Raw genomic sequence first — 23,114 nt, 5'->3', positions numbered from 1 at the left:
AGCCCTAGGTGCAAACCAGGTGTGCAATGGGTAAGCAACAGGCGGGTTGCGGCGGGGCAATGCCCCGCCGCCCTAATTGGCGCGGGTGCCCACTTCGTCCATCATGCGCTGGCGGAAGTCGGCGCTGGCTTTGTCGCGCAGGTCTTTCAGCTCCTCGGCCGTAACGGTTTTGGCTTGTTCGCTGGGGCGCACGTCGGCGTCTTTCACCGGCTTCAGCTCCACCTTGTTGGCCCGAAACTGTTCTTTCGAGCCCTCAATGGCCAGCACCACGCCTTTCTCCGGCGTGAGGTCCCGAATGGGTGAGTAGGTGAAGGGCAGCTCAGTGGTATACCACACCGTGTAGGTTTCCTTCTGGTAAGGCACGGTGGCTTTGCGGCAGGTGTAACCCGCAATTTTCTTGGTTTGCTCGGTGGTTTGCCAGCCGGTGGGTTGCTTGGCCATGGGCGCATCGGCGCGGTACACGGTGGTGGCGTTATCCTTTTTCAGGGTGAGCACGGTGCTGGTGGCCCGCTCATTCAGGTTGAGGTACACGGCTTCCTCAAACGGCCGGCCGATGTTGGTTACCTGCGGGGCTGCACCGGAGCTGCTTACCATGGTGCGCATCACGGCGCCGCCTTCGCGCTCCTCCTTGGCGTAGCCGTTGGCAAAACTCAGCGTCATGGCAAAGCTGCGCACGTCGGGTATGTCGGAGGGGAAATCGGGGCTGCCGGGCTTTATCTCCTGCCCGTTTATCACCACGCGCATGGAGTTGGGGTCGATGCGGCGGGTGCCTTCGTACATAATGCGGCCCGAGGTGGTTTGGGCATTGGCCGGGGCAAACACGCTGGTGCCGGTGAGCAGCAGCAGGAGCAGGAACATGAGCAAGGGTTTCATGGCAGCAAGAGAGTTGGGTTGATTGACGCTTGCAAAGCACCGATGCTGCCGTGTAAAGCACTGTTATATTGTGTTAAAGTGTGTTAACGGCCACTTACAGCCCGCCGGGGGGTAGTATTTTCGTTGGTGCACACTTGCTTCGTCATCTCATGAAAAGCCGCATCCGCTCTATCTTCTGGCTCATGGCGGTTTGCATCCTGGGCATCAACGGCTTTCAGGCGTATTGGCTTTACAATACCTACCAGCTCACCACGGCCCAGTTCAACCGCACGGTGCGCGAGGCCTTGCTGGCTACCGCGCAGCGCCAACTACTGGCCGGTGCGCGCGAGCTGGTGATGGAGCCCGGCCGCGTGCCCAACAAGCTATTTGTACGGCAGTTCACTTCCGAAAACGGCAGCGTCAACCGCATCGTGCTGGTGTCGCCCGACAGTGCCTCTCCTACCGATACCAACCGCCGCCAAGGCAAACGCCGCTTTGCTGCTACCAAGCGCATCGAGATTCACAAGCGGCGGCCTTCCCTCCGTACTTCAGCCGAGGCCGATACGGTGGCACGCAATATTTCGCGTATCATCATCGACGATTGGGCCGGTGGCCGCAATGTCGATCTGCAGAAGCTAACCAAGGCTTACCGCGCCGAGCTGCGCCTGCGCGGCGCCGACTCCGACCTGAAGCTGGATACCCTTTCGGTCCCGCGCGCCGCTGGCCTAGGTGCCCTGCCGCCCAGCAAACCCGCCCCGGTGGGCTACCCCGTACAAACGCCCCCCGTTCCGCTTAATCCGCTCCGCTCGCTGTACGTGCAGGCGTCGTTCCCGACGCCCACGTACTACATCTTGCGGCAAATGGGCGGGCTGCTGGGTGGCTCGGTGTTGCTGCTGGGCCTAACCACGGGATGCTTTCTGCTGATGCTGAGCACCATCCTGAAGCAGAAGAAGCTCTCGGAGGTGAAGAACGACTTCATCAACAACATGACGCACGAGTTGAAGACGCCGCTGGCAACGGTATCGGCAGCCGTGGAGGCCATGCAGCATTTCGGCGCCCTCAACGATCCGCAAAAGGCCCAAACCTACCTCAGCATTTCGCGCAACGAGTTGCAGCGCCTCTCCGATTTGGTGGAGAAAGTGCTAAACATTGCCGTGGAGGAGCGCCAAACGCTTACCATCAACCCCGAGCCTGTGCGCCCGGCCGAGCTGGTGAGCGAGCTGGTAACGCGCCACCAGCTGAAGGCCACCAAACCAGTGCACTTCACCGTCGACATTGCCCCCTCTGACTCGGTGCACCTCGATCCGCTGCACGTGGGCAACGTCATCAACAACCTCATCGACAACGCCATTAAGTACTCGCGCGAGCAGGTAAGCATTGCCATACGGGGCCACCACGACGACAACGGCGGCTGGCGCCTCACGGTGCAAGACGACGGCATTGGCATTCCGAAGAACTACCAGGATGCCATTTTCGATCGGTTCTTCCGGGTGCCCACAGGCAACCTGCACCCCATTAAAGGCTTTGGCCTCGGTTTGTACTACGTGCGGCAAGTGGTGGAGCGCCACGGCGGCCGCATTGCCGTGCGCAGCGAGCCAAACCGCGGCAGCGAGTTCAGCCTGTGGCTGCCCAACTAGTTCGAGGCTAATACTAGCTCCCCTCCTCAGATGAGGAGGGGTTGGGGGTGGTTGAAAGGATAGAGCTAGAAAGCTGGTACCAGTTGCCGGTCAACGATTAATCAACCACCCCCAACCCCTCCTCATCTGAGGAGGGGAGCTAGCCTTAACTATAACTTTAGCTTCTCACCTTCCGCTCTCAATTCCTCCAACAACATGCCCTCTGTTCTACTAATCGAAGACGAACCAGCCCTAGGTATGATTGTAAAAGACAGCCTGGAGGTGCGAGGCTTCGCGGTGCAATACGCCGCCGATGGCGAAGAGGGCCTGAAGTTGTTTCGGCAGCAGTGTCCCGATATTGTGGTGGCGGATGTGATGATGCCCAAGCTCGATGGCTTTTCGCTGGCCGAGCAAATCCGGCGCGAAAACCGCACCGTGCCCATCATCTTCCTGACGGCTCGTTCGCAACCTGCCGACGTGGTGCGCGGCTTTGAACTGGGCGGCAGCGACTACCTCAAAAAGCCCTTCAGCATGGATGAGCTGATTGTGCGCATCCGAGCCCGCCTAGGTCAGGCGCCTGCCGCTGCGCCCAATGAGCCCGCCACCCTTCGAATCGGCCAGTATCACTTCGACCACCTGAAGCAACGCCTGCACCTAGGCCCCCACGAAGAGGCCCTAACCCACCGCGAAGCCGAGCTGCTCAAGCGCCTCTACGACCAACGCAACCAAGTGCTGGAGCGCACCGCCGTGCTGCAGGAGCTATGGGGCGACGACAACTTCTTCAACGGCCGCAGCCTCGATGTGTTTATCACCCGCCTGCGCCGCTACCTCAAAGACGATCCGCAGGTGCAAATCGTGAACGTGCGCGGCGTGGGCTACAAGCTGATTAGCTGATCAGTTTCGGGCCTAGGTGGAGTTGGAGCGAAGCTCGTCGGGCGCTAGTTTTGGAGCTGTAGCCGCTTTCATTTGGCCCGCTCCATTGCCGAGCCGGTCGCTTCTATCCGATGAGCACTTATACCCCGGGCCTGCACGTGCTGGCCACGTTTATCGCACCCGTGCCGCAGCTAACCGATATGGTAGGCTGCCGGGTGTTTTTCGATTCACAGATACACCAGTTGGGCCTGAGCAAAGTAGGCGAAGCTTACCACCGCTTTCCGGGTAATGGGGGCTTCACTGCCGTGGTAGCGCTTACCGAGTCGCACCTAAGCATTCATACCTGGCCCGAGTTCGGCCTGGCTACGTTCGACGTATTTTTGTCGAATTTTCAGCGCGACAACTCAGCCACCGTGCAAGCCCTGTACGCGGCCACGTTGCGCTACTTTCAGGCTACCGAGCAAAGCAAAACCGAAGTGTGCCGATGAGCGAAACCGCTACCCCATCGGTGCCTACGGCGCAGCTCGAGTGCCCGCAGTGCCATACCACCATCGCGTACTACGACACCGAAAACAGCACGCACTACGGCTGCCCGGCGTGCCATACGTATTTCGAGTACGAAGACCCAAAGCCGCCGCGCGTCATCGGGGAGTTTAAGGCTAGCACCCAGCAACCGAAGCAAGTTATTCCCCTAGGTGCTTCGGGTGTTATGCTCGATGGCAGCACTTACGTGGTGGCGGGCTATTCGGTGCGCTGCGAGCTGAACGCTCAGCAGTACCGCTGGGGCGAGTACACGTTGTTCAGTGCCCCCGATAAGTACGCCCAACTGGCCGTGTACGAGGGCCACTGGACGTTTATTCAACCTACCGAGCGCCTTTACAAGGTGCAGTTTCCGAACTCGCGTAGCGCCTACATAGCCAGTGGCGATTTGGATTACCGGCTGTACAACAAGTACCAGCCCAAGGTGCTCTATGCCGTGGGCGAGTACGACTACGATGTTTTCGACGACGAGAAGCTGTTCGTAGCCGAATACATCAGTCCGCCGCACATGCTGGTGGAGGAAAAAGAACGGTTCGGCAAAAAGCAGCAGTGGTACCGCGCCGAGCACATCGAGCCCAAGGCCGTAGCCAAAGCCTTTGGCGTGCCCAGCCACGAAATGCCGTGGCGCAGCGGCACGGGGGCTGTTCAGCCGGCGCCGGGCGAAGACACCTGGCTCCCGCTGCTGCGCTTCACGCTGTTCATGTGCATGCTGACGGTGGTGGCGCAGTTCTTTATGTCGGCGACCAACCCGAGCAATCTGCTCGTGAACGAAAACTTCTCGACGCAGCCCGATACCGCTCGTGGCAGCACGGCAGGCCCCAGCGCCAACATTGTAACGCATTCGTTTGAGGTGCACGGCCCCACCGCCATTGCGGTTGATATAAACGCCTATGTTGACAACGCTTGGCTGGAATTACCCGTGACGCTGGTTAACGAGAAAACCGGCCAGAGCTACGAGTTCACCAAAAGCATTGAGTACTACCACGGCTACGAGGGCGGCGAAAGCTGGAGCGAAGGCAGCACCTCGGCCGATGCGGTGCTGGCCGAAGTTCCATCGGGCCGCTACCACATCAACATCTATCCCGCGTCGCAGGGCGGCATGCCCACCACCTTCAGCCTGCGCGTAACCGAAAACGCTACGCTGCAGTCGAATCTGTTTCTGCTGCTGGGCGCACTGTTTGTGTACCCCGCCATCCTGTTTCTTCGGCGTCGCTTTCACGAGCAGCAGCGCTGGGAAAACAGCGACTACGGCCCCCAAGGCGCCTAACTGTACTTGTCTATGTTTCGCCAATTCTACCAACTCCGCTATTACATCGTGGTGGCCTTATTGGCCTTCGCGGGTTTTGTGTGGGCGGGCCTGCGCGGCAACCGCCTGCTCGGCGACGACAACGAAAGCACCGAGAACATCAACGGCTACCGCAGCGGCGGTAGCGGTGGCTCTGGTACCCGCACAGGTCGGTTTTATCATAAATAACTGCAGCCGGGCTACAGCCCGCGTCATCAGTTGGTGCGCGACTTCAATAAGCGCAACCCAACCCACAACCTAACTCCTGATCCTAATCCCTCCCCATGGAATACCTCAACTTCAAGCTCATCGCGGCGTCGGTTATCTACTCGGTTATCGGCATCGCGATTTTGTTTATCAGTTTTTTCGTGTTCGAGAAGATTACGCCGCGCACGCTCTGGAAAGAGATTATTGAGGAGCACAACACCGCTTTGGCTATTGTGTCGGCCGCATTTATCGTCGCCATAGCCCTGATTATCAGTTCCGCAATTCATGGCTAACCAACCGGTGCTGCCGGCGCCCCCGCGCCGGGCAGGCCCAGATCATTTACCGGCCCTGCTCCTAGGTTCGGTTTTCGTTATTGCCACCTGTGGGCTGATTTACGAGCTGATAGCGGGCACGCTGGCCAGCTACCTGCTCGGCGACTCCGTTACGCAGTTCTCCACCATCATCGGGGCGTACCTGTTTTCCATGGGCATCGGCTCGTGGCTTTCGCGCTTTCTCGATGGGCAGCTGCTGAAGTGGTTTATCCGCCTCGAAATCATGGTGGGGCTGGTGGGCGGCATTTCGGCTCCGCTGCTGTTTGTGCTGTTCGAGTACGTCAGCTCCTTCCGCCTGATTTTGTACACGCTGGTGGGCCTCACGGGCATTTTGGTGGGGCTGGAAATTCCACTGCTGATGCGGATTCTGGAAAACCGGTTCGAGTTCAAAGACCTCGTGTCGCGGGTTTTCACCTTCGATTACATCGGCGCGCTGCTGGCCTCGCTCATCTTTCCGCTGGTGCTGGTGCCGCAGTTGGGTTTGGTACGCACCTCATTGTTTTTCGGGGCGCTCAACGTGGCGGTGGCCGCGGTGCTGCTGCTTCGTTTCGAAGAAACCCGCTCCTTTCGCCGGTCCTTTTTGGGCGTGGTAGCCGCCTCGCTGCTTTTTCTGGGAGCCGGATTTGTGTACGCCGAGCGCATCCAAGTCTACACCGAAACCTTGGCTTTTCAGGATCAGGTGATTTACAGCAAAAGCACGCCTTATCAGCGCATCGTGCTTACCAAAAACAGCCGCGAGCTGCGCCTGTTCCTGAACGGCAACCTGCAGTTCAGCTCCTCGGATGAGTACCGCTACCACGAGGCCCTGGTGCACCCGGCCATGCAGGCGCTACCTAGGGCGCGCCGCGTGCTCGTGCTAGGCGGCGGCGACGGCCTGGCCGTGCGCGAGTTGCTGCGCTACCCGCAGCTGCAGCAAATCCACCTCGTCGACCTCGACCCGGGCATGACCGAGCTGTTCCGGCGCAACGAAATGCTGGTGGCGCTCAACCAACGGGCCTTGCTGCACCCCAAGGTGCAGGTGATCAACGGCGACGCTTACCAGTGGGTACGACAGGACACCACCCGCTACGACTTGCTCGTGGTCGACTTTCCCGACCCTTCCAATTACTCCATCGGCAAGCTGTACAGCACCTCGTTTTACCAGGAGCTGCACAAGCTACTGGCGCCCGGCGGCCTGATGGTGGTACAAAGTACCTCGCCCTACGTGGCGCGGCGCTCGTTTTGGTGCATTACCCACACGCTGCAGGCTTCGGGCTTCCATACCATCCCGTACCACCTCTACGTGCCCTCGTTTGGCGAGTGGGGCTACGTGCTGGCCGGCCGAAACGGCCACTGGCGCCCCGATGCGGGCCCCTTGCCCAAGGGCCTACGCTACGTAACGCCGCAGAGCATCCGGCAAATGCTGGTGTTTCCGCCGGATATGGCCGAGCTGCCCACCGACATCAACCAGCTCAACAACCAAGCGCTGGTACGCTATTTCGAGGAAGATTGGGGCCCCTACACCCACTAAGTGGCCGAGCTGAAGATGAGCAAAGAAGGAAACGCCTACGGTAATTTTGCGTCTGGCCGGCGCGAGTTTATCAGCCGCACGGGCTTGGCGCTTACCGGGCTGATGCTAAGTCCTGCCTTGCTGCATTCGTGCGCGCCGGCGGCCTCGTTGGCGCATATCAAGGGCGGGATGCGCGGCGCCGATTTCTCCCTAGGTCATTTGCTGCGCCAGCCGGGCAAACTGCCGGCACCCACCCGCACCGAGCGTGCGGAGGTGTTAATTATTGGCGGCGGCATAACGGGCCTTTCGGCCAAACGCTGGTTGCAGCGCAGCGGCCTCAGCGATGTGGTGCTGCTGGAGCTGGAAAACCACGTGGGCGGCAACGCAGCCAGCGGCCAGAACGCTGTTTCGGCTTATCCCTGGGGCGCGCACTACCTGCCCATTCCCGATGTGCGCAACCGCGAGCTGCTCGCGTTTTTGCAGGAGGCAAACGTGATTACCGGCTACTCGGCCGATGGGCTGCCCATCTACAACGAGTACCACTTGTGCCACGACCCCGAAGAGCGATTGTACATCAACGGGCATTGGCAGCAGGGCTTGGTGCCCGAGTTTGGCGTGCCCGATGCCGACCGCCAACAGATTGCCCGCTTTCTGGCGTTGGTTGAGGAGCTGCGCCACGCCAAGGGCACGGACGGCCTCGATGCCTTTGCCATTCCGCTCGACCGCTCCTCCGCCGACGAGCAGTTTCGGCAGCTCGACGCCATTACGTTTGCCGAGTATCTAGGTCGCGAAGGCTTCAGTTCGCCGTATCTGCGCTGGTTTCTGGCGTACAGCTGCCGCGACGATTACGGCGCTACCCCCGAGCAAGTATCGGCGTGGGCGGGCTTGCACTACTTTGCCGCCCGCAAAGGCCGCGCCCACAACGCCGAACAAGCCGACGTGCTTACCTGGCCCGAGGGCAACGGCTACTTGGTAGAGCAGCTACGCCGGCAAACCACACAAGGTATTCGCCCGAACACGCTGGCCTACCAGCTGCGCGAAACCGCAACAGGCGTAGAGGTACTCACCTACGACGGCACCACCAAGCAAACCACCCGCTTCGAAGCCCGGAAGGTACTGCTGGCTACGCCGCACTTCGTAACGCAGCGGCTGCTAGCGGGCCTTGCCGATGCTCCGCAACTCACGCCCGCGCCCCACCACGCCCCTTGGGTTATTGCCAACCTCACGGTTGATGGTTTGCCGCAGGGCCCCGGCCAGCCGCTGTGCTGGGATAATGTGCTCTACAACAGCCAGTCGGTGGGTTACATTAGCGCTACGCACCAGCAGGTAACGCAGCCAATAGGTCCCCAGGTTATTACCCTGTACTGGCCGCTCTCGCACCCCGATGCCAACGCGGCCCGGCGCGAAGCTTACCAAACCAGCTACAACGATTGGCTACAACGCGTAGTGGCCGAGCTCGAAACGGCGCACCCGGGCATCACGCCGCGCATCCAACACGCCGAGGTTTGGGTGTGGGGCCACGGCATGGTGGCGCCCACACCGGGCTACCTGTGGGGCTCCAACCGGCAGGCGGCAGCCCAACCGCTCCGCAATAAGCTATACTTCGCCCACACCGACCTGAGCGGCATTTCCATATTTGAGGAGGCCTTTTACCAAGGCATCAGGGCGGCAACCGAAATGCTGCTACCAGCATGAAGCAACCTTGGATTCGCTCGGCTTGGTACGATGGTTTGTTTGTGCTGGCCCCGCCTTTTGTGTCGCTGCTAATCGTGTTGCTGCTGCCTGCGGCGTTCCGCAACACCCCACACATGCCGCTGCTCGGTTGGGTGGCCCTGGTGCTGCTCGTCGATGTAAGCCACGTGTACAGTACGTTGTTCCGCACCTACCTCGATGCGCAGCGCCGGCGCCGGCAGCTGGGGCTGTTTGTGGTAGTACCGGTGCTGTGCTACGCCGCGGGCGTGGCGCTGCACCTCGCAAGCGGGCTACTGTTTTGGCGCGTGCTGGCGTACCTGGCAGTTTTTCATTTCATCCGGCAGCAGTACGGCTTTTTGCGGCTGTACTCGCGCCACGAGCCTACTGTGCCCTACCGCTGGCTCGATACGGCCGTTATCTACTACGCTACGATTTACCCGCTGCTTTACTGGCACTTTTCGCCTGCCCGCAACTTCAACTGGTTTGTCGATGGCGACTTTGTGCAGCTGGATTGGCCCCTAGGTCGGCTGCTGGCTACAACTGCCTACGCCGTGCTGCTGGTGTTGTATGCGAGTAAGGAGTTGCAGCAATGGCTGCAAACGCGCCGCTTCAACCTACCGCGCAATTTGCTGGTCATCGGCACTTTGTTGTCGTGGTACTTCGGCATTGTGTACTTCAACGGCGACTTGGCGTTTACCCTGCTCAACGTGGTGTCGCACGGCATTCCCTATCTGGCCCTGATTTGGGCTGCCGGGGCGCAGCCTTCCTCCGTAGCACCTAGGGCCTCGCCCAGCGGGTTGTGGGCGGGCAAGTACGGGGCGGCGGTTTTCCTAGGTGTGCTGGTGATGCTGGCGTATTTTGAGGAAGGCATATGGGACGGGCTGGTGTGGCGCGAGCATGCGGCCGTATTTGGCTGGTTTCAGCAATTGCCGCGCGTAGCTGATGCCACTACCCTTGCGTGGCTGGTGCCGCTACTGGCACTGCCGCAAACCACACACTACGTGCTCGATGGTTTCATCTGGCGGCGGGAGAAAAAGTAGTGCCATCTTTCCCGTAGGCTGGTGTTTTCTGTGAACAGGCCTAAGGCTGATTGCCTAGGCATTGTGCCGCTTGAGCCGCACGGCCTGGGTTGCCTGCTCAGCTGCGTTGGTATGCCGAAGGCCCGGGCGAGCAAAGAACATGATTATCGGCAATTACTCCTATTTTGGACACGATTCTGCTCTCAGTACTTACTTCCGATCTTCTTAACTGCAACCATTGTTTTGCAAGCAATTGCTTAGCAACTGATTACAGAGCTAATTAGGAGTTCGGCGACCAATCCAGCTACCTCACCTGTTTGTGCGCACTATTGCATTTTGCCTCTTTAGCAGTCTGCTAATCCAACTTTTTTGCGCGCTTCCTGCCCGTGCAAATCAACGCTACTGGACAACCGACTACGATTCGCTGCGCAAAAGCTTGCCGCGGCAACAGAGCGATAGTGCGCGCATTCGCACGTTGGTGCATTTGCTTGACATTCTGGAGCTAACCGAGGCCTCCGGCCGCGAACAATCGTTGCCCCTAATCGACGAGCTGCTGGAGCTGAATGCCCGCTCCCAACAAATCGACGAAACGCCTTATCGGTTGCTCCGCCGCGGGGTAGCCTTGTGGCATAAAGGGCACAACGATCAGCAGGCACTCGAAATCATCAAGCAGGCCATCGCCGAATTCGACCGGCTCGATCATCCTATTCCGCGGCTGCTGATCGACCTAGCTCCGCTTTATAATCGCCTGCACCAATCGCAGGAGCGCTACGCCTATTTCCGGGATAAGCTAGCCTACTACCGCCTACACAACTCCCTCGAGAATACCGCCGCCTGCTACTTGGTAATCAGCGGCTACTTCCGGCACATGGGAGCCTACAATCAGGCCATTAGCTACTGCCTGCGCGCTGCTGATTTGTTTAAGCAGTTCGACCCCAAATACTATGTGAACGAGCTGATGGTGGCCGGCTCGCTGTATGCCGATTGGGGCAACCCGCAAAAAGCGCTGCAGTACCTAGGCCAAGCCATGGTGCTCGAAGACAAGTACAACGTGGAGGGCCTGCAGCGGTTTTATACCCTGCAGACGCTCTCGAGGGTGTATTTGCAGGAAGGCGATATGCCCAATGCGCTACGGTATGCCAATCAAAACCTTGCGGAGGTAGGCACAAAGCAAAACCCAGTGCACAAGCATATTTGCAAGGCCTACGCCTTGGTGCAGAAAAGCTTTGTGCTGCTGGGTATGGGCCAAACGCAACCCGTGCGGCCCATGCTTACCCGAGCCCAGCACCTGGCCGACTCCTTGCAACTGCGTGTTTCGGGTCGCCCGGGCGAGTTTCTGCTGGATGCGGCCTGGGCCAAGTACTACGAGGCCGTACGCCAGCCCAACGTAGCCGAACAGTATTGGCAACAGGCTTATAACAAAGCTACCTCGGGCAGGCTCAAAATTCTGCGCTACCGGGTATTGCGCGACATCATTGGCTTCTACATTAAGAGCCAGCAGCCGGCCAAAGTGCAGCAGTACACCCGCATGTACATGGCCCTCACCGATTCGATGCACCAAGAGCAAAGTGCTTTTTTGGTGGCGCAGTACGAGGGCGAGCGAATAGAGCAAGCCCAAAATGCCCGCATTGCCGCGCTGCAGCAAACGCGCGCCATTCAGGAGTTGCAGTTGCGGCAGCGCAACCGCCTGCTTTTTATTGCGCTGTTTACGGTGGTGGCAGTATCGGGCTTGGGAGTGTTTTTGTACCGGCAACTACAAATTAACAAGCGTACCCTGGCCCAGCTGCGCCAGGCACAAAACCAACTGGTGGCCGCCGAAAAGTGGGCCTTTGTGGGCGAAGTGTCGGCGGGCATTGCGCACGAGTTGCAAAATCCGCTCAACTTTATGAAGCGGTTTGCCGAGGTGAGCACCAACATGATTGATGGCATGCCGCAGCAAACCAGCCACGCCCACAACGGGCAGGAGTTGCAGCAGGAGATTTTGGCTGGCCTGAAGCAAAACCTTCAGGAAATCAGCCAACACGGCCTGCGGGCATCCTCCATCATCAAAGATATGCTGGAGCACTCGCGCTCGGGCACTGGCCAACGCGAAGCTACCGATCTGAACGCTCTAGCAGCCGAAAACCTACGCTTGGCCTACGAAGGCGTTCAGACCCAAGACCCAAATTTCCGGGCTACGCTCAACACCGATTTCGACACGACGCTAAGCGAGGTGCAGGCCGTGCCGCAGGACCTGGGCCGTGTGCTGCTAAACTTGCTTACCAACGCTTTTTTCGCCGTGCGCCAGCGTCAGCAGTTTAGCCTCAACGGCTACCAACCCGAGGTACGCATCAGCACCCGGCGCACGCCAAACGGCGTGGAGGTGCGCGTGCGCGACAACGGTACCGGCATGTCTGAGGCCGTGCGACAGCGCGTGTTCGAGCCCTTCTTCACTACCAAAGCCGTGGGCGAAGGCACGGGGCTGGGCCTCTCGCTCAGCCACGACATTATAACCAAAGGCCATGGCGGCAGCATCAGCGTAGACAGTAAGGAAGGCCACTACACCGAATTTGTAATTACGCTTCCGGCCTAAGCGCCTGCCGTAGCGCAGCGCCAAGCGACCTAGGCAAGCACATACCGAAACGCCCTGCTCCAATCTGGAGCAGGGCGTTTCGGTATGTAGGCAAACTACTCGCGGCTATTGCACCAGCAGTTGCTTGGAGGTGAGCTTGCCGCCGGCTTTCACCTTGTACACGTACGAGCCACGCGTTAGGCTGCTGGCGTCGAATTTCACTTGGTGAATACCCGATTGCTGAGACTCCGACACCAGGGTTTTCACCTTGCGGCCGAGCACGTTGTACACCTCCACGGTTACAAGGCCGGGCTCGGCTACGGTGTAGCTGATGGTGGTACTGCCGGAGAAGGGATTCGGGTAAGCCGTTACCTCCTCGGTGGGCTGCGAGGCCGCGGTAGCTGCGGTGCTGCGGGCAGCAGCCGGCTGCGTTACGGCATCCCACTGCGTAAAGGTGCGCGTTACGATAACTGCAAACTCGCCGCGAGTAACAGCCTGGGCGGGTTTGAAGCTTGCGTGCAAAGTCGGCACCAGATCGAACGGCCCTTGGGTTACCTTGTAGTAGGCGTTTATCAGGTTCAGTTCGAGGGCCACACTCACGTAGCCTTCCAAGCCGGCTGGGATTTGCGAAGCATCATCCACGGGAATGGTTTTGCCATCGGCGGTTACCGTCACGGCCTTACCGTTGCGAGCCAAGGCAGCTTCTTCCAGCCCTAGGCTCTGCACGAGCGAGTAAGCCAAGCTAGCACGGTTTACCGACGAAGCAGGTGCAAAGACGCCCGATGCGGTCGGCAGCATTACGCCCCGAGACTTGTGCTCCCGGTCGCGTAGGGCAGCACCGCGTGCCGTTACCGATTCGGCCAGCAGCAGGTCGGTGCCTTGCACATCAATGAAGCTGCTGGTACCCGTGGTGGGTAGATACTGACGCACGGCCTGGCCCATCAGCAAGTAGTCGGCCAGTTGGCGGCGCGTAAGCAAATCGTTGGGTTTGTAGCCGCCGCTCACGCCATCAACCAGGCGCGCCGCTACGGCTGTTTTAATGGATGCCTCGGCCGGATGGCCGGCAATGTCACCTAGGCCCGAAGTGCCGGAGGTGGTCAGCATGCTAATGGTACCCGAAATGGTTTCGGGCAAGGCTACGCCGCGCAGGCCCTCGAGCAGCACCGTCCAGGTGCCCGGCTTGGGCGAGGCTACGGCTATGCCCCTGTCCTGATACAACGCGAACAAGGCGCTGATGCCGGAGCTGTAGCGCGTGCCGCTGGGGTCGATGAGCACGAGGTTGATGGAGTTGCCCGTCAGGCCCGATACTCCACCGGCCAGGGCTTTAGCTTCGATGCTGGTTACGCCCGAGCCTACCTGGAAGGTTTGCTGGTTGTTGGCCGTAATCAGCGGGTTGTAGTTGATGCTGAAGGGCGTAAAGCTTAGCTGCGAGTTTACGCTGCTGTTGAAGGTACGCGTGAGGTTAACGGGGGCGCCAAACACCGAGCCGCGGAAGATGTGGTCGACGGCAGCATACGCGTTTACGTAACCGGCGCCTACCTCCCACGACTCACGGTTGGGCATGTTGGTGGCCGTTTTCTCCAGGATTTGCTTTACCTGCATCGGCGACAACGAGGGTTTGGCTTCCAGCATCAGAGCCACCACGCCAGCCACGTGCGGCGTAGCCATGGAGGTACCACTCATGTGCGTGTAGAAGGGCACGTGCGCGGGGTCGAGCTGCTCAATATCCGTCTGGATACCTAGGCTGGCAACCGGGCCAATTACCCGCGTCGATACGATGTCAACGCCCGGGGCTACCAGCGTGGGGCGGTTTTGGTACGTCCAGGTTTGGCCATCAAGGGCAAAGGAGCCGCCTTCGTTTTTCACCCCGCGCGACGAGAAATCGGCCAGCTTGCCAAACTTGTCGCCGGCACCTACCGAAATTACCCACGGCGCAACAGCGTAGGGGTTGTGCGTATCGGAGCTGGGGCCTTCGTTACCGGCCGCAAACAACGACACGATACCGCGGTCGTAGGCCTTTTTCGAAATGAGGTTGATGGGGTGCTCGGGGTCAAAATCACCCGTTGAGCCCCACGAGTTGCTGATAACGCGAATGTTGTACTGCGCTTGGTGCGTGAGGGCGTAGTCGAAACCGCCAATGCCATCGAGCACCAGCAGCGCGGCGCCCGAGCCGTAGCCAATCAGCGAAGCACCGGGCGCTACGCCCTCGTACTTGCCACCCGATTTGGATCCGTTGCCGCCCACCGTACCGGCGCAGTGCGTGCCGTGGCCCGAGTTGGTGTCGGTGTTGGGCACGTTCTCGAGGTAAGTTACGGGCAGCATGGCATCAACCGCGTTCAGGTTGATGGAGCCGAGCACGTTTTGCACCAGGTGCGTGCCCGATTTAATGTCCTCGTGGGTGCCGTCGACCCCGCTGTCGTTAATGACCACCCCAATGCCCTTACCCGAAACCGGCATGCCGTTGTTGCGGGCAATCAGGTTGGCATCGGTGCGCAGGCGCTTCACGCCCGTGAGGTGGGTTGCGTCGTAGTTGTAGTACTGAAGGCGTTTGTTTAAGTAGATAGATCGGATTTCGGGCCGCTGGGCCAGGGCTTGTACCTGGGCTGCGGTAGCGAGGCTGCCCACAATGGGCAGCGAGCGTAGGGTTATGCCCTTGGTGAGGCCCAGCTGCTGCAACAGGCTTAGCTGGGCCACTTGTGGAGCGCCATCGCCTTTAAACGTGATGATTACCTGAGCAACGGGGTTCGACTGCAACGCCGCCCGAATTTCGGGGTCGACCACGGCTTGGGCAAAGGAGGTGCTGCTCGCCAGCACAGCCACGAGCAACGCAGATAAAGATTTGGTCATTAAGGTGTTGGTTGGAGTGAATAGATAACCGAAACTGGCTGTTCATCCCAAGGCAACGCATCCACACAAAGTCCTACTAGCGGCGAATCGCAGAACTTTATCCAACCCCACTGCTCAACACAGGTATGCTATGTACCTCGGTAAAATCAGCTGTTTTTCAGTTGTGAGGGTACTTACGAATCCTTCAATGTATTTGGTTTTCATTTTGTCGAAATAAAATTATTTACCCATAAAGCTGACTATTTATCAAAACAACTGCTTAAGTTAGCTCTCTTGGCCGCTGCAAATTGCCGAGCTGCAAGCGAGTTTAAATGCAAGGAGGATGCGCTGGTTATTCGTACAAGGTCCAACATAGCACTTGTTAGATATATTCTATTTAGCTTAATGCTGCTTCAGCAGCGTTGAGGCACAAGCTAGTACCTTTGTGTTGCCGAAGGTGCACCGCTTTTTTGGTGCCAGCTACTAATGAACGACCCCGATATCCGAGCTTTGCTTTACCCGCTGCTGCAAGGTGGCGTGTACGTGGATGAACTGCCCACCAGCACCACCCGTGCCGATGTGGTGCACATCACGGAGCACTACATGCACGGCTTCGAGGTAAAAGGCGACAACGATACCCTGCAGCGCGTGGCCAAGCAGCTGCCCTGCTACGCCAACGCCTACGATCTGGTAACCTTCGTTGTCACCGAAAAGCACCTCGAGAAGCTGTTGCCGTTGGTGCCCGAGTGGGTAGGCGTGCTGGTAGCTACGCCCGAGGGCTTGCGCCAGCACCGGGCGCCCGGCTACAACGCCACCGTGCAACGCGGCGCGGTGGCGGGCTTGCTGCGCCTTACCGAGGTAAAGGAGTTTCTTACCGACCTAGGGCTGTACCACGTAGGCCTGCTGCGCCGCCGCGACATCACCAAGCTGCTGAATACGGCCCACTCCATCCCGCTTTCGCAGCTAGCGCAGTTTGTACGTACCCGGCTGATGCAGCGCATGCCCCAGCGCCTTGAGGCCCGAGCCGTGCGCAAAGCCGAACGCCTGAGCCGGCCCGTACGGCGGCGCAAAAAGCCCAAAACAAAACGCGCTACTGCTAGCAAAGGCCGCGTGCGCCGCGTCGCGAGTAAGGCCTAGGTATACCGGGTTGTGATTCGTGCGGCCAACTCCCGACCTTGGCCCCATGATTCGCCCTTTGTTGTTTTTGCTGCTGGCCCTCGGCAGCGGCCCAGCCGTGGTTGCTCAGTCTGTGCCCGACTACGCCCACTACCCTACCTACAACGGCGCCGACCTAGGCCTCACCTTCAGCAAAGGCCAGGGCACCCTGCGGGTATGGGCGCCCACGGCCCAAAGCCTGCAGCTGCGCCTCTACGATGCGGGCACCGGCGGCAAAGCACGCGCTACCCATGCCATGCGCAAAGCCGAGGGCGGCACCTGGACCTATACCCTGCCGGCCAACACCACTGGTTTTTACACCGTGCAAGCCACCATTGCCGGCAAAACCATGGCCGAGGTGGCCGACCCGTATGTACATGCCGTTGGGCTGAACGGCCAACGCGGTGCTTGGCTCGACCCGGCCAAAGCCAGCCCCGCCAACTGGAGCCGCGACCAGCGCCCGGCCCTAAGTAAAGCCACCGACATTGTAATTGGCGAGGTGCACGTGCGCGACCTGAGCACGCATCCGCAATCGGGAGTGCGGCGCAAAGGGCAGTACCTGGGCTTTGCCGAAACCGGCACCCGCGGCCCCGGCGGCGTACGCACCGGCCTCGACCACCTTACCGAGCTCGGCATTACGCACGTGCACCTGCTGCCCACCAACGACTTTGCCTCCATCGACGAAAGCTTGCCCGCCGAGAAGCGCCCCTTCAACTGGGGCTACGACCCGCTGCACTACACGGTGCCAGAGGGCTCTTATGCTTCGGCGGCAGCCGCGCCCACGGCGCGCATTCTCGAAATGAAGCAAATGGTGCAGGCGCTGCACCAGCAGGGCCTGCGCGTGGTGCTCGATGTGGTGTACAACCACACGGCCGATGCGGGCCGTCACCCTTTCGAGCAACTGGTGCCCGGCTACTACTACCGTCAAACGGCCAACGGCAAATTTGCTGACGCCAGCGCCTGCGGCAACGAGGTAGCCTCGGAGCGCCCCATGGTGCGCAAGTTGATTGTGGAGTCGGTGGCGTATTGGGCGCAGCAGTATCACGTCGATGGTTTCCGGTTCGACCTCATGGGTATTCTCGACTTGGAAACCATGCGGGCCGTACGCGCCGCCTTGGATACGCAAGACCGCAGCATTTACGTGTACGGCGAAGGCTGGACCGCTGGGCCCAGCCCCTTGCCCGAAAGCCAACGTGCCGTGAAAGCCAACGTGCTGCAGCTTGAGCGCGTGGCCGCTTTCGGCGATGAGCTGCGCGACGGCGTGAAGGGCCACTACGCCCGGCAAGCCGAACGCGGTTTTGCCAGCGGCCAACCAAGCCTCGAGGAAAGCGTGAAGTTTGGCATTGTGGCCGCCACACGCCACCCGCAGCTAAACTACGCCCTGGTAAACTACTCCCAGGCGCCCTGGGCCGCTGCACCCGAGCAAAGCATCAACTACGTGGCCTGCCACGACGACCGCGTGCTCTGGGACAAGCTGCAGGTAGCCAACCCCGGCACCACCGAGGCCGAGCGCATCAACATGGCCCTGCTGAGCCATGCCATTGTGTTGACCTCCCAAGGGGTGCCATTTCTGCCCATCGGCGACGAGTTTTTGCGTACTAAGGGTGGCTCGCACAACTCCTACAACCAGCCCGATAGCGTAAACCAAATCGACTGGAGCCGCAAAGCCCGGTATGCTTCCGTTTACGAGTTTCATCGGCGGTTGCTTGCCATGCGGCGCAACCACCCCGCCTTCCGGCTGCCCACGCAGGCGCTCATTCAGCAGCACCTGGAGTTCTTACCAAACCTGCCCGCTGGCACCATCGGCTACCGCCTGCGCGACCATGCGGGCGGCGACAAATGGAAGAACATTGTGGTGCTCTTCAACGGCAACCGCACGGCTGCTCCGGTGAGCATTCCGGCGGGGGCTTACACGGTGGTGCTGCGTGGCAGCGAGCTAAACGCTGAGCAAGGCCTTGGGCAACTGCAAGTGCAGCAAGCGCCGGTGCAGTTGCCTGCTACCTCGGCCCTTATTTTGGTGCAGTAACTGTTTCCGCGAGCGTTGGTGCGCCCTAGGTGGCTTACAGCTCCAGCACCAGTTGGCGCCCCACCAGCTCGTCGGTGTTGTCGAGGTTGGAAAGCGACACACCTAGGAGGCGCACCCCTTTGGGCATGGGCAGCAGGGCCGCGAGCAGTTCGAGCGTAATGCGCTCCAGCAACGCCTGCGAGCTGATGAGCGCGAAGCTGGTGCGGCTGCGCGTGATGAGCTGAAAATCGGCGTACTTAACCTTGAGCGTAACCGTGCGGCCCAGCACCTCGGTGCGCTGGCAGTACTCCCATACTTCGTCGATGGAAGGCTGCAAACCGGCCACCAGCTCCTCGTACTCCGTTAGGTCTTGCTCGAAGGTATTTTCGGAGCCTACGGATTTGCGCACGCGGTCGGCCACGACGGGGCGGTGGTCGATGGCGCGGGCAATGGTGTAGTAGTACGAGCCGGCCTTGCCGAAATGCTGCCGCAACCACTGCTCCGACTGCTGCCGCAAATCGGCCCCGGTAAAAATGCCTAGCTGGTTGAGGCGTGCGGCCGTAACGGGCCCAATGCCGTGGAAGTCGCCCACCTTCAGCGGCTCCACAAAGGCCAGCCCCTCGTGCGGTTTGATGACGAACAAACCGTTAGGCTTTTGGTAATCCGATGCCAGCTTCGCCAGAAACTTGTTGTACGACACGCCCGCCGAGGCCGTGAGCTGCGTTTGATCGAAGATTTTGGCCCGAATTTGCTCGGCGATGCGCGTGGCCGAGACCATTTGCTTGAGGTTGTGCGTCACGTCGAGGTAGGCTTCGTCGAGCGACACGGGCTCGATCAGCGGAGTGTACTCGGCAAAAATGGCCCGCACTTGCCGCGACACTTCCTTGTACACCTCGAAGCGTGGTTTTACGAAGACGAGGTGCGGGCATTTGCGCTGCGCTACCACTGAGGGCATGGCCGAGCGTACACCAAACTGCCGGGCCTCGTAGCTGGCCGCCGCCACCACGCCGCGCTGGCGCGAGCCGCCTACGGCCACGGGCTGGCCGCGCAGCGCGGGGTTGTCGCGCTGCTCCACCGAGGCATAGAACGCGTCCATGTCCAAGTGAATAATCTTCCGCTGTGCTTCGGCCGCTTCCACGTGCTGTTGTCGAGTTTACGAAGTTACTGAATCGGGCCAAGCGCCGCTACATCGGCAAAGCATCCAAAAGCGCCTATATTATACCCAATTTGCTTCCCTCATCGGCAGCTTACTACGTCGCTTATTCATGGACCCCAACATACTAGCCTCGCTGCAAGAGCGGCAAATCGTAACGCCGGAACACGCCCGGGCTTTGGCCGAGCACGAGCGTACCAAGCCCTTTTCGCTGTACTTCGAGCTGCGGGCACTCTTGTCGTTGGGCGTTACGCTGCTCAGCACGGGCCTAGGTATCTACATCTACCAAAACCTCGATAGCATCAGCCACGCCGTAATCGTAGGCGCCATTGCGGCGGTATCGGCCGCGGGGTTTGGCTATGCCTACTGGCGCCGGCAGCCATTTACCTGGGCCGAAGCACCTAGGGTTTCGGTGTTTGCCGACTACGCCCTGCTGCTCGGCTGCCTTACTTTCCTCACGCTCGAGGGCTACCTGCAGGCGCAGTACACGGTGTTTGGCTCGCGCTACGGGCTGATGCCGCTCCTCCCCGCGCTGCTGTTTTTCTACTGCGCCTACCGCTTCGATCATCGGGGCGTGCTGGCCATGGGCATCACGGCGCTGGCGGCCTGGGTAGGCATTGCCGCCGCCCCGGCCGACGTGTTCAAGCAAAACGACTTTTCGGCGCCTTACCTCGATGTCATTGCCGTGCTGCTGGGCATGGCCCTGATGGCGGCCGGCCTGGCCTCGGAACGCTACCACCGCAAGCCGCACTTTGCCTACACCTACGTGCTGATGGGCAGCAACCTGGCCTTGCTGGCTGCCCTTACTTCGCTGTTCCGCAGCGACGATACGGCGCATTTGCCAGCGGCGCTGGGTGTGATTATGCTGTTGGCGTTCAGCGCCGTGTTGTGGTGGTACGGCCGCCACAGCCACTCTTACTTGTTCGTACTGCTGGCGGCACTCTACGGCTATGTGGCCGTTACCTACACCTTTATTCAGCTGATTGCCGCACTCGACAGCACCATCCTATCTATTGCGGCCATTTACTGCGCTATGGTTTACTTCCCGGCTTCGGCAGCGGCGGTAATCTGGCTGCTGAAAAACCTCAAGAAAATCGTACGCGGCCATGAATCCGAAGGCTTATAACCCCGAGTGGAGTTTCAACCAGGAGGTGCGCCGCCGCGCCCGCCGCTGGCTGAAAACCAACCTGCTTACCGAGGCGCAGGCCAAGGCCATTGTGCAGGCTTATCCGCTCGATTTCTATCAGCCCAACTTCTTCATCAAGGTTGGCTTGTTTCTGTTTACGTGGTTTGGCTGCTTTATGGCCGGGGGCTTGTTTCTACTGATGTTCGGCAGCGGCCTGGCCGATACACGAGTAGTGACGTTTGAAAGCGTGCTGCTCGTCGATTCGTTGCTCATGGGCGCGGTAACAATCGTGGCGCTCGATGCTTTTATCCGCAACTCCCGCCTCTACCACTCCGGCTCCGACAATGCCCTGCTTTACTTTGCCCTGGGTTCATTTCTCACGGCCCTAGGTTTGTTCTACGACCATATTCTCGGCCTGCCCATCTTCGACGATGTGCTCATCGGGCGAGGCTTGTTTTGGCTGCTGCTCGTGCCGGTAGTAGCGCTGCTGTTTGCCGCCGTGGTGCGCTACGCCGATGCCCTGGTAGCCGCGGCTTGCTACCTCACCATCCTGCTGATGGTGGCTACGTTCGCGCTGCAGCTTGCCCTAGGTAAAGTGGTCCTGCCCTTCGTGCTGATGCTGGTTTCGGGCGCTGCGTATGTGGTGCTGCAGCGGCTTAAGCGCCGCCCCGATTACCTGTACTACCGCACCTGCATCAAGCTTACTTCGGCGCTGGCACTCGTTACGGCTTACCTAGGCGGCAACTACCTGGTGGTGCGCGAGGCCAACGCGGCGCTCAACAACCTGCCCACCTCTGTACAAATTGCCTTTGCGCCGCTGTTCTACTTTTTCACGGCGGGCATTCCGGTAGCGTACGTGGTGCTGGGGCTGCGCAAGCACAACCGCATTTTGCTGTACGTAGGCTTGCTCACGTTCGCATTTTCGCTGTACACCGTGCGCCACTACCGTTCGGTGTTGCCTGTAGAGGCGGCCCTTACCCTAGGTGGCGCGGCGCTGGTGCTGCTCACGGCCATCTGCCTGCGCTACTTGCGCAAACCCAAGCACGGTTTCACGGCAGCCCCCATCCAAGAAGCCGACCCGCTCAACCTAGAGGCGTTGGTAACGGTGCAGATTAACAAACCTGCTGCACCAGCGGAGCCGGCTTTCGCCTTCGGAGGCGGGCACTCTGGCGGCGGTGGCGCCACGGGTAGCTACTAACAGATGGTGAGTTAAAGAGGTTGGATCATTGAGCAGCGCGGCTTTAAGCTTCGTTGCCTAGGTCGTGCAGGGTGCTTTCGAGGCGGGCGAGGTGCTTGCCGTATGAATGCTTGAAGTGCCACCGCAAGCATAGGTGCACCAGGGTCAGGCCCACCACTATCGTTGACACGAGCCAAGTCCAGAACTGAACGTGCGTTTCTGCCGGCAGCACTGGCAACACGTAGTGCACCATGCCCGCCAGCACCACTACTGCTATCATCGCCGTGAGCCACAGGCTCAGTTGGTAGTTCAGGCGCAACAGTTGGCGTAGCTGCGCGATGTGGGGCGGCAGTATTTGGCGCAAAGAGCCCAGCGGCTGGCGCATGCCCCGCAATAAGGCAAGCTGGCGGTAATGGTAGAGCAGGGTAATGGCTTGCAAACCGGCCAGTAAGCCGCCGGCCCAGGCTGCGTAGCGCCAATCGAGCGAGAAAACCCAAAGCACGATGGGCACGCCAAACAGCACCGCGCCGATTAGCTCGACCCAAGCATTGCGCTGCATTTGCGCCACCGGAAAGCTAAGTGCGCTGCCCGCGGCAGCAGTGGGTAAGGCGGCGTTTGGGGCAGCTACGTGCTGTTGCTGCCAGTTGCGGCTGAGGCGGTCGAGGTCCATGGTTACTGCGGGGGTAGTAGTTGACGGAGGCGTTGCAGGGCGCGGTGCATTTTCACGCGCACGTTGTTCACGGTGATGCCCAGGATGTCGGCTATTTCGTCGTCGGGGCGTTCCTCGAGACGCAGCAGCACCAAGGCTTTGTCGACATCGGAAAGCCGCTCGATTGCTGCGTAAAGCTGTTCGAGCTCGTCTGCTTCGGGGCCGCTGGCACCCGGCGAGGCTAGCTCCTGAGCGGCATCATCCAGCCCGCTGGAGGCAGGGCGGCGCTGCTCGCGGCGCAAGGCCGAAATGGCCACGTTGAGCGCAATGCGGTAGAGCCAGGTGCTGAGCTTGGCGCGGCCCTGGTACTGCGGCCAGGCCTGCCACAGCTGCAGCACCATCTCTTGGTACAAGTCGCGCTGGTCGTCGGGCGAAGCGGGGCAGTACAGCCGGCACACGCGCCACAGCATGGGCCGGTACTGGGCTATTGTGTCGACGAAATCGGGAGGGGCTACCAGCGGCATGGCGGTGTAGTTTAGCTCATTAGTCGCCCGCTGCGAAAAAAGA

19 protein-coding genes are annotated in these 23,114 nt (G+C 60.0%); 14 read left to right on the top strand and 5 right to left on the bottom strand.

Going from position 1 to position 23,114, the window contains the following annotated elements:
• Nucleotides 1-72 precede the first annotated feature (72 nt).
• Nucleotides 73-873, bottom strand: a complete 801-nt coding sequence (locus tag ASU33_RS08290) for a GLPGLI family protein (RefSeq protein ID WP_059070099.1) — start codon at nucleotides 871-873, stop codon at nucleotides 73-75.
• Nucleotides 874-1,022: 149 nt separating this feature from the next.
• Here ASU33_RS08290 and ASU33_RS08285 point away from each other — a divergent pair, with 149 nt between their 5' ends.
• The 10 genes from ASU33_RS08285 to ASU33_RS08240 all read left to right on the top strand — a co-directional run bounded on the left by ASU33_RS08285 (nucleotide 1,023) and on the right by ASU33_RS08240 (nucleotide 12,477).
• Nucleotides 1,023-2,489, top strand: a complete 1,467-nt coding sequence (locus ASU33_RS08285) for a sensor histidine kinase (RefSeq protein WP_059070098.1) — start codon at nucleotides 1,023-1,025, stop codon at nucleotides 2,487-2,489.
• Between the two features lie 195 nt (nucleotides 2,490-2,684).
• The gene (locus tag ASU33_RS08280; protein WP_059070096.1) at nucleotides 2,685-3,362 is read left to right on the top strand and encodes a response regulator transcription factor; all 678 of its coding nucleotides are present in this window, start codon (nucleotides 2,685-2,687) and stop codon (nucleotides 3,360-3,362) included.
• A 110-nt stretch (nucleotides 3,363-3,472) separates the two neighbouring features.
• A complete protein-coding gene (locus ASU33_RS08275; RefSeq protein WP_059070094.1) occupies nucleotides 3,473-3,829 on the top strand; it encodes an S-adenosylmethionine decarboxylase family protein in 357 nt (118 codons plus the stop codon).
• On the top strand, nucleotides 3,826-5,148 hold the full coding sequence (locus ASU33_RS08270) for a DUF4178 domain-containing protein (protein ID WP_059070092.1): 1,323 nt from the start codon (nucleotides 3,826-3,828) through the stop codon (nucleotides 5,146-5,148). The genes ASU33_RS08275 and ASU33_RS08270 overlap by 4 nt, the downstream gene beginning before the upstream one ends.
• 12 nt (nucleotides 5,149-5,160) lie before the next feature.
• Nucleotides 5,161-5,355, top strand: coding sequence for a hypothetical protein (locus tag ASU33_RS08265; RefSeq protein ID WP_059070091.1), 195 nt, complete (start codon nucleotides 5,161-5,163; stop codon nucleotides 5,353-5,355).
• A gap of 95 nt (nucleotides 5,356-5,450) precedes the next feature.
• Entirely contained in the window at nucleotides 5,451-5,666 is a 216-nt protein-coding gene (locus ASU33_RS08260) for a DUF350 domain-containing protein (protein ID WP_059070088.1), read from the top strand.
• Complete coding sequence (locus tag ASU33_RS08255) at nucleotides 5,659-7,215, top strand: polyamine aminopropyltransferase (RefSeq protein WP_078062980.1); 1,557 nt, start codon at nucleotides 5,659-5,661, stop codon at nucleotides 7,213-7,215. The genes ASU33_RS08260 and ASU33_RS08255 overlap by 8 nt, the downstream gene beginning before the upstream one ends.
• Before the next feature lie 15 nt (nucleotides 7,216-7,230).
• Nucleotides 7,231-8,889, top strand: coding sequence for an FAD-dependent oxidoreductase (locus ASU33_RS08250; protein WP_059070760.1), 1,659 nt, complete (start codon nucleotides 7,231-7,233; stop codon nucleotides 8,887-8,889).
• Nucleotides 8,886-9,926, top strand: coding sequence for a hypothetical protein (locus tag ASU33_RS08245; protein ID WP_059070086.1), 1,041 nt, complete (start codon nucleotides 8,886-8,888; stop codon nucleotides 9,924-9,926). The genes ASU33_RS08250 and ASU33_RS08245 overlap by 4 nt, the downstream gene beginning before the upstream one ends.
• 457 nt (nucleotides 9,927-10,383) lie before the next feature.
• Complete coding sequence (locus ASU33_RS08240; protein ID WP_149867109.1) at nucleotides 10,384-12,477, top strand: ATP-binding protein; 2,094 nt, start codon at nucleotides 10,384-10,386, stop codon at nucleotides 12,475-12,477.
• Between the two features lie 105 nt (nucleotides 12,478-12,582).
• Here the strand turns inward: ASU33_RS08240 and ASU33_RS08235 are convergent, their stop codons facing one another.
• Complete coding sequence (locus tag ASU33_RS08235; protein ID WP_059070082.1) at nucleotides 12,583-15,303, bottom strand: S8 family peptidase; 2,721 nt, start codon at nucleotides 15,301-15,303, stop codon at nucleotides 12,583-12,585.
• 465 nt (nucleotides 15,304-15,768) lie between these two features.
• Here ASU33_RS08235 and ASU33_RS08230 point away from each other — a divergent pair, with 465 nt between their 5' ends.
• A complete protein-coding gene (locus ASU33_RS08230) occupies nucleotides 15,769-16,419 on the top strand; it encodes a sce7726 family protein (RefSeq protein WP_059070080.1) in 651 nt (216 codons plus the stop codon).
• A 46-nt stretch (nucleotides 16,420-16,465) separates the two neighbouring features.
• The gene (gene pulA / locus ASU33_RS08225) at nucleotides 16,466-18,463 is read left to right on the top strand and encodes a type I pullulanase (protein WP_078062979.1); all 1,998 of its coding nucleotides are present in this window, start codon (nucleotides 16,466-16,468) and stop codon (nucleotides 18,461-18,463) included.
• A 34-nt stretch (nucleotides 18,464-18,497) separates the two neighbouring features.
• On the opposite strand, the gene dinB is transcribed toward pulA, so the two are convergent.
• The gene (gene dinB, locus ASU33_RS08220) at nucleotides 18,498-19,580 is read right to left on the bottom strand and encodes a DNA polymerase IV (protein WP_078062978.1); all 1,083 of its coding nucleotides are present in this window, start codon (nucleotides 19,578-19,580) and stop codon (nucleotides 18,498-18,500) included.
• 127 nt (nucleotides 19,581-19,707) lie between these two features.
• Here dinB and ASU33_RS08215 point away from each other — a divergent pair, with 127 nt between their 5' ends.
• Nucleotides 19,708-20,721 carry a DUF2157 domain-containing protein gene (locus ASU33_RS08215; protein ID WP_059070078.1) on the top strand — a complete coding sequence of 338 codons (1,014 nt, stop codon included), beginning with the start codon at nucleotides 19,708-19,710 and terminating at the stop codon, nucleotides 20,719-20,721.
• Nucleotides 20,702-21,919, top strand: coding sequence for a hypothetical protein (locus ASU33_RS08210; protein WP_059070076.1), 1,218 nt, complete (start codon nucleotides 20,702-20,704; stop codon nucleotides 21,917-21,919). The genes ASU33_RS08215 and ASU33_RS08210 overlap by 20 nt, the downstream gene beginning before the upstream one ends.
• Nucleotides 21,920-21,962: 43 nt before the next feature.
• Here the strand turns inward: ASU33_RS08210 and ASU33_RS08205 are convergent, their stop codons facing one another.
• Together ASU33_RS08205 and ASU33_RS08200 are read right to left on the bottom strand one after the other, a co-directional pair.
• Entirely contained in the window at nucleotides 21,963-22,568 is a 606-nt protein-coding gene (locus ASU33_RS08205; RefSeq protein WP_059070074.1) for a hypothetical protein, read from the bottom strand.
• A gap of 2 nt (nucleotides 22,569-22,570) precedes the next feature.
• Entirely contained in the window at nucleotides 22,571-23,071 is a 501-nt protein-coding gene (locus ASU33_RS08200) for an RNA polymerase sigma factor (protein WP_059070072.1), read from the bottom strand.
• Nucleotides 23,072-23,114 lie beyond the last annotated feature (43 nt).

It is taken from the genome of Solirubrum puertoriconensis (genome assembly GCF_001483135.1).
In the GTDB taxonomy this organism is placed as follows: domain Bacteria; phylum Bacteroidota; class Bacteroidia; order Cytophagales; family Hymenobacteraceae; genus Solirubrum; species Solirubrum puertoriconensis.
Note: the sequence above shows the minus strand (reverse complement) of the source record. Positions and strands in the feature narration are given on the sequence as shown.